This is a genomic window from Rugosimonospora acidiphila (assembly GCF_039543385.1).
Classification (GTDB): domain Bacteria; phylum Actinomycetota; class Actinomycetes; order Mycobacteriales; family Micromonosporaceae; genus Rugosimonospora; species Rugosimonospora acidiphila.
On sequence record NZ_BAABJQ010000025.1, the window covers coordinates 37,057 to 54,770 of the forward strand.

General features: G+C 70.9%; 12 protein-coding genes and 1 riboswitch. Of the genes, 9 read left to right on the forward strand and 3 right to left on the reverse strand.

The annotated features are described in order from the left end of the window. Nucleotides 1–59: 59 nt before the first annotated feature. The 3 genes from ABEA87_RS31760 to metH all read left to right on the forward strand — a co-directional run bounded on the left by ABEA87_RS31760 (nt 60) and on the right by metH (nt 4,773). A complete protein-coding gene (locus tag ABEA87_RS31760; RefSeq protein ID WP_345635897.1) occupies nt 60–413 on the forward strand; it encodes a YciI family protein in 354 nt (117 codons plus the stop codon). Nucleotides 414–531: 118 nt separating this feature from the next. Next, the gene (locus ABEA87_RS31765) at nt 532–1,005 is read left to right on the forward strand and encodes an RNA polymerase sigma factor (RefSeq protein WP_345635899.1); all 474 of its coding nucleotides are present in this window, start codon (nt 532–534) and stop codon (nt 1,003–1,005) included. Between the two features lie 46 nt (nt 1,006–1,051). Next, a riboswitch (S-adenosyl-L-homocysteine riboswitch) is annotated at nt 1,052–1,128 on the forward strand. Between the two features lie 27 nt (nt 1,129–1,155). Next, nucleotides 1,156–4,773: a methionine synthase gene (gene metH / locus ABEA87_RS31770; RefSeq protein WP_345635901.1), complete on the forward strand. Its 3,618-nt coding sequence runs from the start codon at nt 1,156–1,158 to the stop codon at nt 4,771–4,773. 70 nt (nt 4,774–4,843) lie between these two features. On the opposite strand, the gene ABEA87_RS31775 is transcribed toward metH, so the two are convergent. After that, nucleotides 4,844–6,892 carry a M4 family metallopeptidase gene (locus tag ABEA87_RS31775; RefSeq protein ID WP_425570994.1) on the reverse strand — a complete coding sequence of 683 codons (2,049 nt, stop codon included), beginning with the start codon at nt 6,890–6,892 and terminating at the stop codon, nt 4,844–4,846. Nucleotides 6,893–7,842: 950 nt separating this feature from the next. On the opposite strand from ABEA87_RS31775, the gene ABEA87_RS31780 reads away from it, so the two are divergent. Together ABEA87_RS31780 and ABEA87_RS31785 are read left to right on the forward strand one after the other, a co-directional pair. Next, nucleotides 7,843–9,462, forward strand: a complete 1,620-nt coding sequence (locus tag ABEA87_RS31780; protein ID WP_345635905.1) for a hypothetical protein — start codon at nt 7,843–7,845, stop codon at nt 9,460–9,462. 146 nt (nt 9,463–9,608) lie between these two features. Continuing rightward, the gene (locus ABEA87_RS31785) at nt 9,609–10,778 is read left to right on the forward strand and encodes a GNAT family N-acetyltransferase (RefSeq protein ID WP_345635907.1); all 1,170 of its coding nucleotides are present in this window, start codon (nt 9,609–9,611) and stop codon (nt 10,776–10,778) included. 340 nt (nt 10,779–11,118) lie between these two features. Here ABEA87_RS31785 and ABEA87_RS31790 read toward each other — a convergent pair whose 3' ends face one another. After that, nucleotides 11,119–11,610, reverse strand: a complete 492-nt coding sequence (locus ABEA87_RS31790; protein WP_345635909.1) for an Hsp20/alpha crystallin family protein — start codon at nt 11,608–11,610, stop codon at nt 11,119–11,121. Nucleotides 11,611–11,850: 240 nt separating this feature from the next. Between ABEA87_RS31790 and ABEA87_RS31795 the strand changes: the two genes are divergently transcribed. The 3 genes from ABEA87_RS31795 to ABEA87_RS31805 are packed head-to-tail and all read left to right on the forward strand — an operon-like array spanning nt 11,851 to nt 15,600. Beyond that, a complete protein-coding gene (locus tag ABEA87_RS31795) occupies nt 11,851–12,357 on the forward strand; it encodes a (2Fe-2S)-binding protein (protein WP_345636057.1) in 507 nt (168 codons plus the stop codon). Then, a complete protein-coding gene (locus ABEA87_RS31800) occupies nt 12,344–13,354 on the forward strand; it encodes an FAD binding domain-containing protein (protein WP_345635910.1) in 1,011 nt (336 codons plus the stop codon). Before ABEA87_RS31795 ends, ABEA87_RS31800 begins: the two co-directional genes overlap by 14 nt. After that, nucleotides 13,351–15,600: a xanthine dehydrogenase family protein molybdopterin-binding subunit gene (locus tag ABEA87_RS31805; protein ID WP_345635913.1), complete on the forward strand. Its 2,250-nt coding sequence runs from the start codon at nt 13,351–13,353 to the stop codon at nt 15,598–15,600. The genes ABEA87_RS31800 and ABEA87_RS31805 overlap by 4 nt, the downstream gene beginning before the upstream one ends. A gap of 115 nt (nt 15,601–15,715) precedes the next feature. Here the strand turns inward: ABEA87_RS31805 and ABEA87_RS31810 are convergent, their stop codons facing one another. Next, the gene (locus ABEA87_RS31810; RefSeq protein ID WP_425570992.1) at nt 15,716–17,146 is read right to left on the reverse strand and encodes a glycoside hydrolase family 6 protein; all 1,431 of its coding nucleotides are present in this window, start codon (nt 17,144–17,146) and stop codon (nt 15,716–15,718) included. Between the two features lie 121 nt (nt 17,147–17,267). Between ABEA87_RS31810 and ABEA87_RS31815 the strand changes: the two genes are divergently transcribed. Next, complete coding sequence (locus ABEA87_RS31815) at nt 17,268–17,696, forward strand: hypothetical protein (protein ID WP_345635914.1); 429 nt, start codon at nt 17,268–17,270, stop codon at nt 17,694–17,696. Nucleotides 17,697–17,714 lie beyond the last annotated feature (18 nt).

Here is a 17,714-nt window from a genome sequence, read left to right on the forward strand (position 1 = left end):
CCACTCCGACCAAGGGGTGTGGGCGCGCCACCGGGCGCGCGGATCCTGAGGAGCCCGAGATGAAGTACCTGCTGTTGACCTACGGCAACCAGGAGAAGTGGGCCTCGCTGCCGGCCGAGGAGTGGCCGGAGGCGATCGCGAAGCAGGAGGCGTTCAACGCCAGGTACCGCGAGACGGGGGAGTTGCTCGGGGCCTACGGGCTGGCCGACGCGGTCAACACCCGGCTCGTCCGGCGGGCCGACGGGATGCCGGTCGTCACCGACGGGCCGTACCTGGAGACCAAGGAGTATCTCGCGAGCTTCTACCTGGTCGACTGCGAGAGCGAACAGCGTGCCCTGCGGATCGCGGCGGACATGCCCTGGGCCGACGCGGAGCCGGTCGAGCTGTGGCCGATCCTGCACGAGTCCGCGTAGGGCGGCACCTGGAACAGGATCGGCACGTGGATCAGGATCGGCGCGTCGAGGACCTGCTGCGCGAGCTGGCGCCGCGGGTACTCGGCGCGCCCGTGCGCCGGTACGGGCGGTTCGACGCGTGCGAGGACGCCAGGACGGCAGCCTGGTGCCGCTGGCCGAGCAGGACCGCGGCGCCTGGGACGGGCACCGCGTCGCCGAGGGGGTAGCGCTGATCACCGAGGCGCTGCCCGCCGGGCCGGTGGGCCCGTACCAGCTGCAGGCGGCGATCGCCGCCGTACACGACGAGGCCAGGCACCTGGACGACACGGACTGGCCGCAGGTCCTGGCGCTGTACGGCCTGCTGGAGCGGGTGTCGCCCAACCCGATGGTGACCCTCAACCGGGCGGTGGCGCTCGCCATGGTGCACGGGCCGGCGCCGGCCCTGGAGCTGATCGCCCCGCTGGCGGCGGACGGCCGGATGGCGCGCCATCACCGGCTGTTCGCGACCCGGGCTCACCTGCTCGAGCTGTCCGGCCGCTCCGACGAGGCGGCCCGCCCGGCGAGTGAGGGCGTTCACAGCCCGCCGCCCCCTATCGAGGGCGCCGCCGGTTAGGGGTCGCATGGCCCGGAATGCCGCATCGGCTCTGGTATTCTTGGCCCAGGCCGAGAGGCGCTGCAACGGACTCGGGTCCGCCACGCTCGGCCTGAGTGTTCCGGCAAGGGCGCCTCCGACACATCGGAGGTGGTTCAGTTGCCGACATCGGTGGATCGTGACGCAACGCAGGCCCTCAGGCGGCTGCTGGATCAGCGGATAGCAGTGCTCGACGGTGCCTGGGGCACGATGCTGCAGGGCGCCGGGCTCACCCCGGCCGACTACCGCAATGATCGGCTGGCCGACCACCCGTACGACGTGGCCGGCGATCCCGATCTGCTCAACCTGACGCGCCCCGACATCATTCTCGACGTACACCGTAAGTATCTTGCGGCCGGCGCGGACATCACCACCACCAACACGTTCACCGCCACCAGCATCGGCCAGGCGGACTACCACCTGGAGCCGCTGGTCAGGGAGATGAACCTGCGCGGCGCCCAGCTGGCGCGCCAGGCCGCCGACGAGTTCGGCGGCCGCTTCGTCGCCGGTTCGATCGGTCCGTTGAACGTGACCCTGTCGCTGTCGCCCCGGGTCGAGGACCCGGCCTACCGGGCGGTCACCTTCGACCAGGTCTACGCCGCGTACGCCGAGCAGATCCAGGCGCTTGCCGACGGCGGCGTCGACCTGCTGCTGATCGAGACGATCTTCGACACGCTCAACGCCAAGGCCGCGATCGCCGCCGCCCGCGACGTCGCGCCACAGCTGCCGCTGTGGATCTCGGTGACCATCGTCGACCTGAGCGGGCGCACCCTGTCGGGGCAGACGGTCGAGGCGTTCTGGCGCTCGATCGAGCACGCCCACCCGCTGGTCGTCGGGGTGAACTGCTCCCTGGGCGCGGAGGAGATGCGCCCGTACGTCGCCGACCTGGCGCGGCTGGCCGGCACGTACACCGCCTGTCACCCCAACGGCGGCCTGCCCAACGCGTTCGGCGGGTACGACCAGACGCCCGAGCAGTTCTCCGGCCTGGTCTCGGAGTTCGCCGGGTCCGGGATGGTCAACGTCGTCGGCGGGTGCTGCGGCACGACGCCCGATCACATCGCGCGGCTGGCCTCCGCCGTCTCCGCCCAGGCCCCGCGCCCGGTGCCGGCGCCGCCGGCCGCCACCCGGTTCAGCGGCCTGGAGCCCTTCGCGATCGGCCCCGACACCGGGTTCGTGATGATCGGCGAGCGCACCAACGTGACCGGCTCGGCGCGCTTCCGGCGGCTCATCGAGTCCGACGACTACCAGGCGGCGGTGGACGTCGCGCTGGAGCAGGTGCGCGGCGGAGCCAACCTGCTCGACGTCAACATGGACGCCGACCTGCTCGACAGCGAGCGGGCGATGACCAAGTTCCTGAACCTGATCTCGACCGAGCCCGAGGTCGCCCGCATCCCGATCATGATCGACAGCTCGCGGTGGAGCGTGCTGGAGGCCGGGCTCAAGTGCGTACAGGGCAAGGGCGTGGTCAACTCGATCAGCCTCAAGGAGGGCGAGGAGCCGTTCCTCGAGCACGCCCGGCGCATCCGGGGCTACGGCGCCGGGGTCGTCGTGATGGCCTTCGACGAGCAGGGGCAGGCCGACACCACCGAGCGCAAGGTGGAGATCTGCGGCCGCGCCTACGACCTGCTCACGCAGAAGGTCGGGTTCGCCCCCGAGGACATCGTGTTCGACCCCAACGTGCTCGCCGTCGCCACCGGCATCGCCGAGCACAACGGGTACGCGAAGGCGTTCATCGACGCGCTGCCCCTGATCAAGCAGCGCTGCCCGGGCGTCCGGACCAGCGGCGGCATCTCCAACCTGTCGTTCTCGTTCCGCGGCAACGACGTGGTACGCGAGGCGATGCACTCGGCGTTCCTGTTCTACGCCGTGCGCGCCGGGCTGGACATGGGCATCGTCAACGCCGGCCAGCTCGCCGTGTACCAGGACATCCCCGCCGACCTGCTGGAACTCGTCGAGGACGTGCTGTTCGACCGGCGTCCGGACGCCACCGACCGGCTCGTCACGTTCGCGCAGACGGTCAGCGGCACCGGTACCCGGCGCACCGTCGACCTGTCCTGGCGCGAGGCGCCGGTTCGGCAGCGGCTGGCGCACGCGCTCGTGCACGGCATCGTCGACTTCATCGAGGAGGACACCGAAGAGGCCCGGCAGGAGGCGGCCCGCCCACTCGAGGTGATCGAGGGCCCGCTGATGGACGGCATGAAGATCGTCGGCGATCTGTTCGGCTCCGGCAAGATGTTCCTTCCGCAGGTCGTCAAGAGCGCCCGGGTGATGAAGCGCTCGGTCGCCTACCTCGAGCCGTTCATGGAGGCCGAGAAGGAGCAGGCGCTGCGCGAGGGGCGCGCCGAGGTCAGCCGGGGCCAGGGCAAGGTGGTGATGGCGACGGTCAAGGGCGACGTGCACGACATCGGCAAGAACATCGTGGGCGTCGTGCTGGGCTGCAACAACTACGACGTCATCGACCTCGGCGTGATGGTCCCCGCCGCCAACATCCTGGACACCGCGGTGGCCGAGAATGCCGACGCCATCGGGCTCTCCGGCCTGATCACCCCGTCGCTGGACGAGATGGTCGCGGTCGCCACCGAGATGCAGCGGCGCGGCCTGAAGCTGCCCCTGCTGATCGGCGGCGCGACGACCTCCCGCCAGCACACGGCGGTGCGCATCGCCCCGGCGTACGACAACGCGGTGGTGCACGTGCTGGACGCCTCGCGGGTCGTGGGCGTGGTCTCGGACCTGCTCGCGCCGGAGCGCGTCGAGGAGATGATCGAGGCGAACCGCGTCGATCAGGAGCGGCTGCGCGAACAGCACGCGGCGACCCGGCGCACCCCGATGCTCAGCATCGCGCAGGCCCGCGCGAACCCGGAGCGCGTCCCGTTCGAGGACCTGCCCGTCCCCGCCTTCACCGGGGTGCGGATCGTCGAGCCGGACCTGACCGCCCTCCGCGAGATGATCGACTGGCAGTTCCTGTTCCTCGCCTGGGAGCTCAAGGGCAAGTACCCGGCGATCCTCGACCAGCCGGTGGCCCGCGAGCTGTTCGACGACGCCAACACCCTGCTCGACCGGATCATCGCCGACGGGCTGCTGAATGCCCGCGGCGCGTACGGGTTCTGGCCCGCGCACTCCGACGGCGACGACATCCTGATCGACACGGATCAGTCGCCGAGCCTGCCGATGCTGCGCCAGCAGACGGTCAAGCCCGAGGGCCGGCCCAACCGCTGCCTCGCCGACTACCTGGCCCCGGCCGGGGACCACCTCGGCGGGTTCGCCGTGGCCATTCAGGGCGCCGAGAAACTCGCGGCCGAGTTCGAGGCCCGCAACGACGACTACCGCGCCATCATGGTCAAGGCTCTCGCGGACCGCCTCGCCGAGGCGTTCGCCGAGTACATCCACCTTCAGGCGCGGCGCGATTGGTTCGAGCCGGACGCCGAGCCCGCCATCGAGGACCTGCACGCCGAGCGGTTCCGGGGCATCCGCCCCGCCCTCGGCTACCCGGCCAGCCCGGACCACACCCAGAAGCGGGTGCTGTTCGACCTGCTGGGCGCCGAGCAGGTGGGCATCGGGCTCACCGAGTCGTTCGCGATGACCCCGGCCGCCGCCGTGAGCGGACTGATCTTCGCCAACCCGTCGTCGCGGTACTTCACGGTCGGGCGCATCGGCCGGGACCAGGTGGAGGACTACGCCGCACGGCGCGGCGTGACGGTCGCCGAGATCGAGCGCTGGCTGCGCCCCAACCTCGCGTACGACCCGGAGTAGTCAGCGGTCAGCGCGATGGTGGGGCCCGTGCGCGCCACGGGCCCCACCATCCTCCGGGGATTACCGAGTGCTAGCTCAGGTTGACCGCCGTGTCATCGACGACGAACGAGGTCTGCAACGAGGAGTCCTCGGTGCCGGTGAACCTCAGCGTCACCGTGGTGCCGGCCAGCGACGAGATGTCGTAGCTGCGCTGCGCGTAGCCGGTGACCCGGTTGAGGTTCGACAGCGTCACCAGCGTCGACGAGCCGGCCTGGACGGTCAGCTTGTCGAATGCCGTGGTCGTGGTCGTCTCGGACGTGTCGATGTGCGTCCAGAACGACAGCGTGGCGTGGCAGCCTGCCGGTATCGAGAACGACTGGGTCAGGGTGTCGGTGTGGGTGGTGCCGTAGCCATCCAGGTACGCGTTCCAGGTGCCCGTGCGCGCCGGCTCGCCAGAGGAGGCGTTCTGGCCGATGACACCGGTGCTGGAGGTCCAACCGGAGGTGCCCGACTCGAAGCCCGGGTTGGTCAGCCGCTGGCCGGAGCAGTTTCCGCCGCCACCGGTCGGGGTGGGAGTGGGCGACGAGGACGTGGGCGGCGGGGTACCGCCGCCGGTGCAGGTCGCCTCGCCGGACTGCGCCGGTACGCTCACCGCGTTCCAGGCGGCCTTGACCGTGTTGAACGCGGCGCAGTTGCCCGGGGTCAGGTTCTTGGCCGCCTGCAGCGTCCAGACGCGGTAGCGCAGGTACGAGGCGCCGGTCGTCTTCATCAGCATCGCGTTGTACATGATCTTCGCGGCGGTCTGGATGCCGAGGCCGGTGACCGAGGTGCTGTTGCAGGTCGGGCTGGTCGGCTGGCCGTTGCTCGGGTTGGTGCCCTCGGCGACCAGGTAGAACCAGTGGTTGCCCGGTCCGGCCGCGGCGTGCACCTCCTCGCGCGGGGTGGAGCTGGAGTAGCAGTTGTCGTCGCCGGCCAGCGACGGGTTGTACATGTACCGGATCGGGCCGGAGCCGACCAGGTTCACCTTCTCGCCGACCTGGAAGTCCGGGGTGTCGTAGGGGGAGGGCTCGTTGGCGTACCACTCGGTCTCGGCGCCGAACGTGTCCGCGACGAACTCCTGGGTGCCGTTGCCGGAAATGCCACCCGGGGTGTGGTCGTCGACGCCGTGGCCCATCTCGTGGCCGACCACGTCGAGTTCGCCGATCCACTGGTTGGCGGTGTTGTGGCCGACCGCGACCTGGGTGCCGTCGTAGTAGGCGTTCTCGTCGTTGAGGCCGATGCGGATCGGCCAGGCGCCGCCACTACCGTCCATGCCGTTGCGGCCCAGCCAGCTGGCCAGCATCTTGTACTCGGTCTGGGCGGTGAACATCGCGTCGACGCAGCCGGTCTCCTTGCTGGTCGCGTTGCCGGTGCCCCAGTTGTCATCCGTGCCGGTCAGCGTCGCGTGGGTGGTGAAGTCCTGGCAGCTGAGGTTGTGGATGTTGGGGTCGGTCATCGAGAAGCTGCTACCCGAGCCGCTGGTGTCGATGTGCACCGGGTTGGGCCCGTTCCACGCGGCGGTACCGGAGCCGTAGAGCACGTGCTCCTGGGTGTTCAGGACCGCACCGGTGACGGCGTCCACGTCGACGCTCAACCGGCTCGGGCCGTCCGCGTTCGTGCCGTCCACCATTGTCTCCCAGGCCAGCCGGGGAGCGCCGAGCGCGTCGACCACCAGTTTGGTGCCCTCGACGCTGGTGGCGGTGGGTACCTGCTTGCGGGCCACCGCCTGGGCGGCGGCCTGGGTGATCGTGGGCGTCACCGACAGGCTGCCGATCGACTGCTGCTGGGCGACCGAGGTGTTGGTGACCTGGCCGGCCGCGTTGGTGACCACGACGAAGTCACCGCCGACGACGGGAAGGCCCTTGTAGGTACGGTCGTAGGGGACGTACTGCATGGTGCCCGACGAGATCACCGGGTGCTGGATGAAGGCGTCGTCGGCGCTCGGGTGTACGACGGCCGGGCGCGTGGAGAGGAACGCGGTGGCCGCGCTCGCGGCCTGGGCCTGGACAGCCGCTGTGCTGGTGGGTGACGGCGGCGAGGCTTGGACAGCTACGGCGGTGCCGACGGTAGCCAGCCCGACCGCGAGCGCACCCGCTGCCATAGCGAAGCGTGGTGTGAACTTCAAGGGTGCCCCTTTTCCCAGACGGCGCGGGTCACCGCTGTTGCGGGCCCCCGCGCCGGAATTAGTTAAATGACGTTAATCAATGTCAGTTGAGTAACCAAGCGGGCGCGCGCCGATCCGCCGGTCGTCCTCCATCTATCGACTAACGACGATTGGAGGGACGATCGCACATCGGTGCTCAACTGCACAAGAGCGGGAAACCCCGGCGACCCTCGTTGCCACCCTGCGATTGCCGCCACCCCTCGGGTGGGGGCGTCCGGGCGGCCGGCGATCCCGTCCGCCGAGGCAATTCAGGGACGGCGATCCGGTGAGATCGTTAAGCGTGTTTGAAACGGCTCAAAGGCCAGGCGAATCATAGTGACGAATTCGGCGCATCGATGACACTTGATGCAGAATGGGCGGCCATATGGCCGCGCCGCCCCTGCTGACCGCGCTGGTGATCGCGTTGGAGTACCGGGTTGGATCTTGCTCGCGGGCATCTTCGTGGCCGCGGGGCTGACGAATCCGTACCACATCCGGTGAGGTCTGCGGCGTGTCCCCGAAAAAACACCCAATCCATCATTGCCCTGTCCTGACTCTGTCGCGTCCCCCCAAACATCGCCATCCCGCTCAACCTGGCCGCCGCCTCCGGAACCACGCGGGGTGATCCAGACTCCGCCGTCGCACCCAGACGCCTCCGGACGGCCGAGACGCCCCGCATCACCCACACGGGGGGCATGTCAGGACGAGAACGCGTAAATCTCTCAGAAACCCCGATGCCCGCGCCTCCGGTCTGTGACACTCCTGTCATACGGGGCTAGTCGACACTAGTGGCTTGAATCGCTACAAACACCCTCCTGCCCAGCGTGCGCGTCTGGTGTGTGTCCGAAGTGGACCTTCGCTGACGGGACGGACCGTGGCCCCCGACAAGGCTCATCGGAAGGAGCAGCATGTTCAACACACGTAGGCGGATGCTGGCGATCGCGGTCTCCGCGGCAGTGGCGATCGGCGGCGCGGCCGGTGCGGCGGCCGCGGCGGGTAGCGACCCGGTCGGCGGCGCGCAGACGAACGCGGTGGCCCAGGGCGGAGCGCCCTCGTGCGACGCGACGACACCGGACGGGGCGGCCCCATGGGGCGGCGGCTCGGCGGATTCCGACCACGGCCAGGGCTCGTGGGACCCGCAGGGTGGCGGCAGCGACGCTGACCACAGCAAGGGTGCGTCCGAGATGCAGGGCGAGGACCCGGGCCAGGGCTCGTGGGACCCGCAGGGTGGCGGCAGCGACGCTGACCACAGCAAGGGTGCGTCCGAGATGCAGGGCGACGACCACAGCCAGGGTGCGCCCCAGGACAAGGGTTCGTCGGACCCGAAGGACAACAAGTCCGACGACAAGAGCAAGGGTGCGACCGAGGACAAGGGTTCGTCGGACCCGAAGGACAACAAGTCTGACGACAAGAGCAAGTCCGACGACAAGACCAAGGGTGCGACCGAGGACAAGGGTTCGTCGGACCCGAAGGACAACAAGTCCGACGACAAGGGCAAGTCTGACGACAAGAGCAAGTCCGACGACAAGACCAAGGGTGCGACCGAGGACAAGGGTTCGTCGGACCCGAAGGACAACAAGTCTGACGACAAGAGCAAGTCTGACGACAAGAGCAAGTCTGACGACAAGAGCAAGTCTGACGACAAGGGCAAGTCCGACGACAAGGGCAAGTCCGACGACAAGACCAAGGGTGCGACCGAGGACAAGGGTTCGTCGGACGACAAGGGCAAGTCGGATGACAAGGGCCAGGACGCTGACCACAGCAAGGGTGCGTCCGAGATGCAGGGCGACGACCACGGCCAGGGCTCGTGGGACCCGCAGGGTGGCGGCAGCGACGCTGACCACAGCAAGGGTGCGTCCGAGATGCAGGGCGACGACCACGGCCAGGGCTCGTGGGACCCGCAGGGTGGCGGCAGCGACGCTGACCACAGCAAGGGTGCGTCCGAGATGCAGGGCGACGACCACGGCCAGGGCTCGTGGGGCGGAAGCGCTCCGTGCTCCGAGGACGAGTCGCACGGCACGGCGCCGGGCGGCGACAACGGTGGCCAGTATGGCCAGGGTGGGTCCGACAGCCAGGGCCCGTCTGACAGCCAGGGTCCGTCCGACGAGCAGGGTCCGTCCGACAGCCAGGGTCCGTCCGACCAGTATGGCCAGGGTGGATCCGACCAGCATGGCCAGTGGGGCCAGGGTGGATCTGACCAGCAGGGTCCGTGGAGCCAGTACGGCCAGGGTGGATCCGACCAGCAGGGTCCGATGACCGGCCAGGGGCCGACGACCGGCCAGGGGCCGACGACCGGCCAGGGGCCGACCGCGAGCCAGGCGCCGGCACCGAGCCAGGCCCCGATGACCGGCCAGGGCCCGATGACCGGCCAGGGGCCGACCGCGAGCGAGGCGCCGGCACCGAGCCAGGGTCCGATGACGGGCCAGGGTTCGACCGACAGCCAGGGTTCGACCTACGGGCAGGGTTCCGCTGACGGAGCCTTCGCCCCGGGCGCGCCCGCTAACAACCTTCAGGACGCGGTCAACTAGTTGACGCGACGAGCGCCGCGCCCCACGTTCGCGTGGGGCGCGGCATTCTGTCGGTCGGCCACCGCCCGAAAATCATTGATCCGGACGGGCGCGGCCGGTGGAATGGGGGCATGCAGATCAGGCGGGTATCCGCGGAAGAGCGCCCGGTGACGAATCTCCCGCTGAGCGCGTACGCGTTCTTTCCCTCCCCGGTGCCTTCCGAGACCCTGGCGACGCAGGCCAGGGACCACGTGTCGTACGGCGCCGGAAACGTGACCCTGATCGCCGAGGAGGCCGGCCGCACGGTCGCCACGGTCACCGCCATACCGATGCGGCAGAACGTACGCGGCCGGGTGTACCCGATGGCCGGCATCGCCTCGGTGTCCACCCATCCGTTGGCGCGCCGGCAGGGGCACATCCGCGCACTGCTGCCCCGGCTGCTGGGCGAGCTGCGCGACGACGGGCACCCGATCAGCGCGCTGTACCCGTTCAGGTCCTCGTTCTATCAACGGTTTGGCTATATCGGTCTGCCCAAGCCCCCGACGGTCAGCTTCTCGCCGGCCGACCTCGCTCCGTTGCTGCGGGCCGACCTGCCCGGCGAGATCGGCTGGGAACACATCAGGGACGGGTTCGACGGCTACCGCGGATTCGTCGACCACCTGCTGTCGCGGCGGCACGGGTTCGGTCGGCTGCCCGACCACCACGCGGCCCGGCTGCGCGACAAGGTCGACCGGTGGCTGGTGACCGCCCGGGTGGACGGCGAACTGGTCGGCGCCCTCACGTACCGGATCTCCGATCACGGTGCCGACCTGATCGGCGACGACCTGCTGACCACCGGCCCGCTGGGCAGGGCGTTGCTGCTGCAGTTCTTCGCCCGGCACGTCGACCAGGTGGCACGGGTGTCGGTCACGGTGGACCCGGATGAGGCACCCGAGCAGTGGCTCACCGACCTGACCTTCGTCAGCGAGTCGCGGGTCGCGTTCCCCATGTCGGCCGCGCCGATGGCCCGGGTGCTGTCGATCGAGGCGCTGGCGGGGATGCCGGTGGGCCCGGGCCGCGTCACGGTCACGGTGGTCGACGATCCGCTGATCGCCGGCGAGTACCTGCTGGACGGTGCCTCCGGCGAGCTGGGCGTGTCCCGGGTGGGCGCTACCGTGCCGGGGGCACGGGTCCCGGCGGCGACCCTGACCGTTCCGGGGCTGTCCGGCCTCGTCTATGGAGTCCTCGACCCGGCCGAGTTGGCGCTGCGCGGCCTGGGCACCGTACCCGACGACGCGGCCGGTGAGCTGCGCGGGATCTTCCCGCACCGGCGCCCGTACCTCATGGCGCAGTTCTGACGGCGTGCTCAACAGGCGCGCCAACCCACCCCGCCCCGGTGGTCCAGTCGCCGTCCAGTCCGGATCCAGTCGGCCGGGCGAGACTATCGGCTGAGGGGACGGCCGGGCCGCCTGCCGGACAGCGGCTATGCCGCCTTGGTGAGGAGTACGGGGGCTCACCAAAGCGGGTACGGGGAACGCGGCGGTGGGATGCCCCGGCCGGCACCGCCGGGGGTCGGGGTGCCGGGGGTTGGGATCGCCCGCGGCACCCCGAGCTACCGGCTGCCGGGCCCGGAACGGCCGAAACGCGGGCGGCTTGCTCGCCGGCCCGCGTTTCGCGGTGTTCATCGGTGCCCGGCCGTCAGGCGGTCGGCTGGTCGGCCGCCTCGACGGCGAGGTTGGTGCTCGGGGTACCGGACGCGATCGTGATCCGCTGCGCCTGGTTGCCCGCGTACGCCCCGGCGACCCGGATGCTCAGCACGCCCGCGTCGTACGACGCGCTGATGGCGTCGGCCGCCACGTGTGCCGGCAGGTCGAACGAGCGCTGGAACGAGCCGTACCGGACCTCGCGCAGGCCTCGTCCGTCCTGCTCCTCGGTCCGCTCATCGCGGCGCTCGCCGCGGATGACCAGGCGGCCCCGGTCGAGCTCGACCGTCACGTCGTTGGTCGGGTCCAGGCCCGGCAGCTCGACGCGGACCACCGCGTCGTCGCCGTCCCGGCTGACCTCGGCGGCCGGGGTGAAGGCCGTCGTCCGACGCGCCGGCCAGGTCGCGACCGGCCCGAAAGCGTTGCGCACCAGGGCGTCGAACTCGGCGAAGGGATCGCGGCGCGCCCACAGCGACAAGGTGCTCATGCTGTTTCTCCTCAGTCTCACCGCGCCGGCCTCGTCGGCGCGTCAGTGGCTACAACTTGAGCCGACCAGACTCAATTCCCCTCCTCCTCCGAATCGGGCATGACCCGCGTCACCGTCGAATAAAAGGCGATATTGGATGATTTGGTGATGTTCGTCGGTAGGCTGAAGCGCGGCTTGCGAGGAGGGGCGTTGAGATCGCATGCACAGACGACCACCACGGCGACCGTGCCGGACACGGCGGTGGTGCGGGGCCCGGACCAGGTCGAGGTCCGGCTGTCGGTGAACGGGGTCGCCCGGCGGCTGGCGATCGAACCAAGGGTCAGCCTGCTCGACGCCCTGCGCGACCGGCTCGCCCTTTCCGGCACGAAAAAGGGCTGCAACCAGGGCGCCTGCGGGGCGTGCACGGTCTGGGTCGACCGGCGGCGGGTGCTGTCCTGCCTGACCCTGGCCATCGCCTGCGAGGGCCGGGAGGTGACAACGATCGAGGGGCTGGCCGACGACGACACGCTGCACCCCATGCAGAGCGCCTTCATCAGCCACGACGCCTTCCAGTGCGGGTACTGCACCCCCGGCCAGCTCATGTCGGCGGTGGCACTGCTCGACGAAGGGCACGCCACGGACGACGCGGAGATCCGCGAGTGGATGAGCGGCAACCTGTGCCGCTGCGCGGCGTACCCGCACATCCGGGCGGCCATCCGGGAGGTCCGCGACGGCGCGAGCGGGGCCCGGTCCGATGCGACCCATTAGCTACTCCCGGGTGACCGACGTGTCCGCCGCGGTCGGCACGGTCACCGCCGATCCGGCCAGTGCGTTCCTGGCCGGCGGGACCAACGCGGTCGACCTGCTGCGCATCTACGTCGAGCAGCCGGCCCGGCTGGTGGACATCAACGATCTGCCGCTGGGCGAGATCGAGCAGCTTCCCGGCGGTGGCCTGCGCATCGGGGCGCTGGCCCGGATGAGCGAGGTGGCCGAGCATCCCTCGGTGACCGACCGGCACCCGCTGATCTCGCAGTCGCTGCTGCAGGGAGCCTCGCCGCAGCTGCGCAACATGGCCTCGATCGGCGGCAACCTGATGCAGCGCACCCGGTGCACGTATTTCCGCGACATCTCGACCGCGTGCAACAAGCGCACCCCGGGCACCGGCTGCGCCGCGCTCGACGGGATCAACCGCGGGCACGCCGTCCTGGGCACCAGCGAGCACTGCATCGCCACCCACCCCTCCGACCTGGCCGTCGCCCTGGTGGCGCTGGACGCCGAGGTCGTCACCGAGGGCCCGGATGGCCGGCGCCGCGTCGCGATCGATGACTTCTACCTGCCTCCGGAGGACACTCCCGACGTCGAGCACCCGCTGGATCACGGAGAACTGATCGTCGCCGTCGAGGTACCGCCGGCGCCCGCGGCGGCCACCAGCCTGTACCTCAAGGTCCGCGACCGGGAGTCCTACGAGTTCGCCCTGGCCTCGGCCGCGGTCGCCATGCGCGTGGACGGCGGGACGGTCGGCGAGGTGCGGCTGGCGCTGGGCGGCGTGGCCACCGTACCGTGGCGGGCCCGGCGCGCCGAGCGCATCCTCACCGGTGGCCCGGCCACCACCGAGAACTTCGCCGCCGCCGCCCGGGAGGAGCTGGCTTCCGCCGTATCGCACGGGATGAACGAGTTCAAGATCGAGCTTGCCCGGCGCACCATCGTCCGGGTGCTGGAGACCGTCGCCGGCGGCCCTTCCGGTGACGGGGCGGGGGCGCGATGAGCCCGGCGATCGGCGCCACCGTGGCCCGGGTCGACGGCCGGGCGAAGGTCAGCGGCGCGGCCCGGTACTCCGGCGAGATCCCGCTGACCAACCTCGCGCACGCGGTGCTGATCGGCGCGCCGGTCGCCAGCGGCAGGATCGCCGCCATCGACTGCTCCGAGGCGCAGCGGGCCGGGGGAGTGCTGGCCGTGCTGAGCCACCTCAACCTGCCCAAGGTCGCGGCGCAGCCGTCGCTGCTGCCGTCGCTGGCCGGCATGGCCGCGCCGGGGCAGTCCTTCTTCCCGATGCAGGACGACACCGTGCACTACGCCGGGCAGCACGTGGCCGTCGTCGTGGCCGACACCCTGGAGCGCGCCGAGCACGCGGCCACCCTGGTCCGTATCGACTACCAGCAGTCGTCGCCGACCACCCTCATCGACCAGGCACGGGATCAGGCGTACGTGCCCCAGAAGATCTTCGGCGGGCTGCTGCCCGGCCAGGACGCGCGCGGCGACGTCGAGGCCGGCCTGAAGCAGGCCGAGATCCGGATCGACGCGACGTACCGGTTCGCCGCCAACCACCACAACCCCATCGAGCCCTCAACCACCACGGCGGAGTGGGACGACAGCGGCCGGCTGACCGTCTACGACTCCACCCAGGGGCCGACCGCCACCCAGATGACCCTGGCGCAGCTGCTGGGCATGCCGCCAGCGATGATCAAGGTGGTCAGCCACTTCGTCGGGGGCAGCTTCGGGTCCAAGGCGATGATCTGGCCACACGCGGCGCTGGCGGCGCTCGCCGCCCGGCACGTCCGGCGGCCGGTACGGCTGGCGCTGAGCCGGGAGCAGATGTTCACCTCCTGCGGGCACCGCGAGGAGCAGGAGCACGTCGTCACCCTCGGCGCCACCGCCGACGGGCGGCTGACCGCGCTGCGCCACCACAAGCTCTCGGTGACCTCCCATTTCGACGACTGGGCCGAGCCGTCGCTGCAGTCAGCCGCGATCATGTACGCCTGCCCGAACTACGAGGGCGTCTACCGGTTGATCCGGGGCAACACCAACACCCCCACGTTCATGCGCGCCCCGGGCGAGGCGAGCGGCATGTTCGGCCTGGAGACCGCGATCGACGAGCTGGCCGAGCGGGTCGGCGTCGACCCGGTGGAGCTGCGGCTGCGCAACTTCACCGAGACCGACCCGGCCACCGGCGACCCGTGGTCCTCCTGCGGCCTGCGCGAGTGCTACCAGCGGGGGATGGAGCTGTTCGGCTGGTCGGGGCGCGATTCCCGGCCGGGGCGCAGGCGCGAGGGGAACTGGCTGATCGGTACCGGCATGGCCGCCGCCGCGTACCCGCACGCGCAGCCGGTCAACCCGCAGCGGGCCCGGGCCCGGATCTACCTGGACGGCAGCGTGGTGGTGGAGGCCGGCGTCTCCGAGTTCGGCACCGGCGTGACCACCGCCATGACCCAGGTCGCCGCCGATGGCCTCGGAGCGGCGCTGGAGCAGGTGCGGTTCCTCGGTGGCAGCACCGACCTGCCCAACATCACCGCCGCCGTGGGCTCGGCCGGCGCCGGCGCCACGAGCGCGGCCGTGCATCTGGCGGTGACCGCCCTGCGCCAGCAGCTGATCGGCCTGGCCGTGTCGGACGAGAAGTCGCCGCTGCACGGCGCCGATCCGGCCGGCGTCATCGTGGAGGGTGGACGGATGTGCCGGCGCGACCGGCCCGAGGCGGGCGAGGCCTACGCCGAGCTGCTGCAGCGCCACATGCTCCCGGATCTGGAGGCGGTCAGCAACTGGATCCCGCCCGCGCAGGACGCCGGGCACGGCATGCACACCTTCGGGGCGCAGTTCGCCGAGGTCGGCGTGGACGCCGATCTGGGGCTCATCCGGGTACGGCGGCTGGTTGGCGTGTTCGCGCCCGGCCGCGTGCTCAACCGGGCCACCGCGCACAGCCAGCTGATGGGCGGCATGATCTGGGGGCTGAGCCAGGCGCTGCAGGAGGCCACCCGGATGGACGCGCGCAGCGGCCGGTGGGCCAACGCGAGCCTGGCCGACTACCTGGTGCCGGTCAACGCGGACGCGCCCGATGTCGTGGTCGACACCGTCGAGGTGCTGGAGGACGTGGTCAACCCGCTCGGGGTCAAGGGCGTGGGGGAGATCGGCATCGTCGGGGTGGCCGCGGCCATCGCCAACGCCGTCTACCACGCCACCGGGTACCGGGCGCGCCACCTGCCCATCACGCTGGAGGACCTGCTGCCGCGGCCAGCCTGAGCGGGGGCACAGCCTGAGCGCGGCCGACCCCGACGGTGATCGGGTGCGCCGGGCGGACCCGGTGGCGGGCCCGGCGCGCGGTGCCGGGCCCGCCCCGTTCAGGGCCGTCGAAGGATCACGGACTGGTGCAGGTCAGCGCGGGCGTCGACGCGGCGCCGTTGCCGGTGAAGCCGAACTGGATGGAGGCGTGGGCGGCGAGGGCCCCGTTGTAGGACAGGCTCCTGACGGTCACGGCGGAGCCGCTGACCGACAGCGTGCCGTTCCACAGCTGGGCGATGGACTGGCCGCTGGCCAGCGTCCAGCGGACCGTCCATCCGTTGATCGCCGAGCCGCCCGCCGTCACCGTCACCTGTGCCTGGAACCCGCCCGGCCACGAGTTCGTCGCCTGGTAGGTCGCCGTGCAGGCGCCGCCGCCAGGTGTGGTCGGTGGCGTCGTGGTGGGTGGGGTAGTGGTGGGTGGGACGGTGGTCGGCGGGGTTGTCGTGGGCGGGGTGGTGGTCGGTGGCGTCGTGGTGGGTGGGGTCGTCGTCGGCGGGGTGGTGGTCGGAGGTGCGCTCGGCGGGTACGGGGCGCTGCTGGCCAGACTGTAGGCGAGGTTGGGCTGGAAGGATCCCGCCGCGTACGCGCAGCCGTCGGCCTCTCCCGGCGGCTTGATCCACAGGTACGCGTCGATGTTGGCGTCGCCCGTGTTCGTGGTCGGGTACTGGCCGATGCGCCGGTCGGTGTTGTCATCGGCGCACCAGTCGCCGCTGGCGCCGCCGTTGCGGCTGGTGTCGATGATTTGGTGCTTGTTCGGCACTCCGAGCCCGTTGAGCGCCGAGATGATCGAGCGCCCGTAGGCCGCCTCGTTGGCGGTGGAGTTGAAGTTCGACACGTTGGTGAAGAACCCGTCGGCGGCCCCGACACCGGCCGCCTTCAGCCGGTTGGCCTGATCGGACGCGCTGTTCCACGCCGAATGCCCGCCGTCGAGGTACACCTTCGCACCGGAGTCGGCCGCCTTGATGGTCTGTACCGCCGTGGCCAGGGCCTGGTCCCGTGCCGTGACGTCGCTGGCGGACAGGCAGGTCTGCAGGGCGATGGCGTCGGTCTCCAGGATGACGATGACCGGCCGGCCACCCAACCCGGCCGAGAAGCTGGAGATCCAGCTCTGGTACTGGGTGAGGTTCGGCGCGCCGCCCGCGCTGGCGCCACCGCAGTCGCGGTTGGGGATCTCGTAGACGGACAGGACCGGGAGCTGGCCGACCGCCGCCGCGCCGACGTACGTGGCGACCTCGGACTGCACGGTCGACTGGTTGAACGTGCTCAGCCAGTGCGCCGCGGGCTGGCTGGCGACCTTGTCGCGGATCACCGGCGTGCGGGAGTCGCTGGGGTTGGCCGCGACCCACCGGGCCACCGGCGAGTTGGGGTCGCGGTACAGGCTGCCGGAGATCGCTCCCGCCGACGCGGAGCCGGCGTTGAGCCAGGCTCCGGCCAGGACGGTACAGCCGACGGCGACCGCGGCGATGGCCGCCGCGCGCCGGGGTCTGCGGATGGGGTGCTGGGACACGTGGGTTACCTCTCTCGAGAGACGTAGTGGCGAGCATCGATGGGAGCGCTTCCATGCAAGGTAGACGATCCGCACCCGGCTGCCAAGCCTGTCCTCGGCGGTCGGTGTACTCTTCGGTCCCGTGTTCCTGGCCCGGCTGATGTTGCGGAGTGGGCGCCGGATCGAGCTGACCGAGGCGCACCTGTCAATGACGTACGGGGGCCTGCTCGAGGGCTACCCGAACGCCGGGCTGAACGGCCGGATCGTGGATCGATTGGCACGGCGAGCCGCCAGCGTCCTGCCCGGCGCGCCGGTTCACGTCATCGATCCGCCGCGTACCCGGCGGGACGGCGAGCAGCCTGTCCGCCCATCGTTCGGGCCCGTCGAACTGCTCCCGGCCGTGACCGTGATCGGTCGGTTCTCCTCGAGCGCCATCGACCGCAACCTGTACTGCTCGAAGCTTGTGATCGCCTGGTTTCAGGAGGACGCCGCGCTGCCGACCGCCGATCGGGCCGCCGCCGGCCTCGCCGAGGTCGATTGGGAGCGCTGGGCCGAGGACGGCGAGCTCTGACGAGGGCCGCGGTGACGG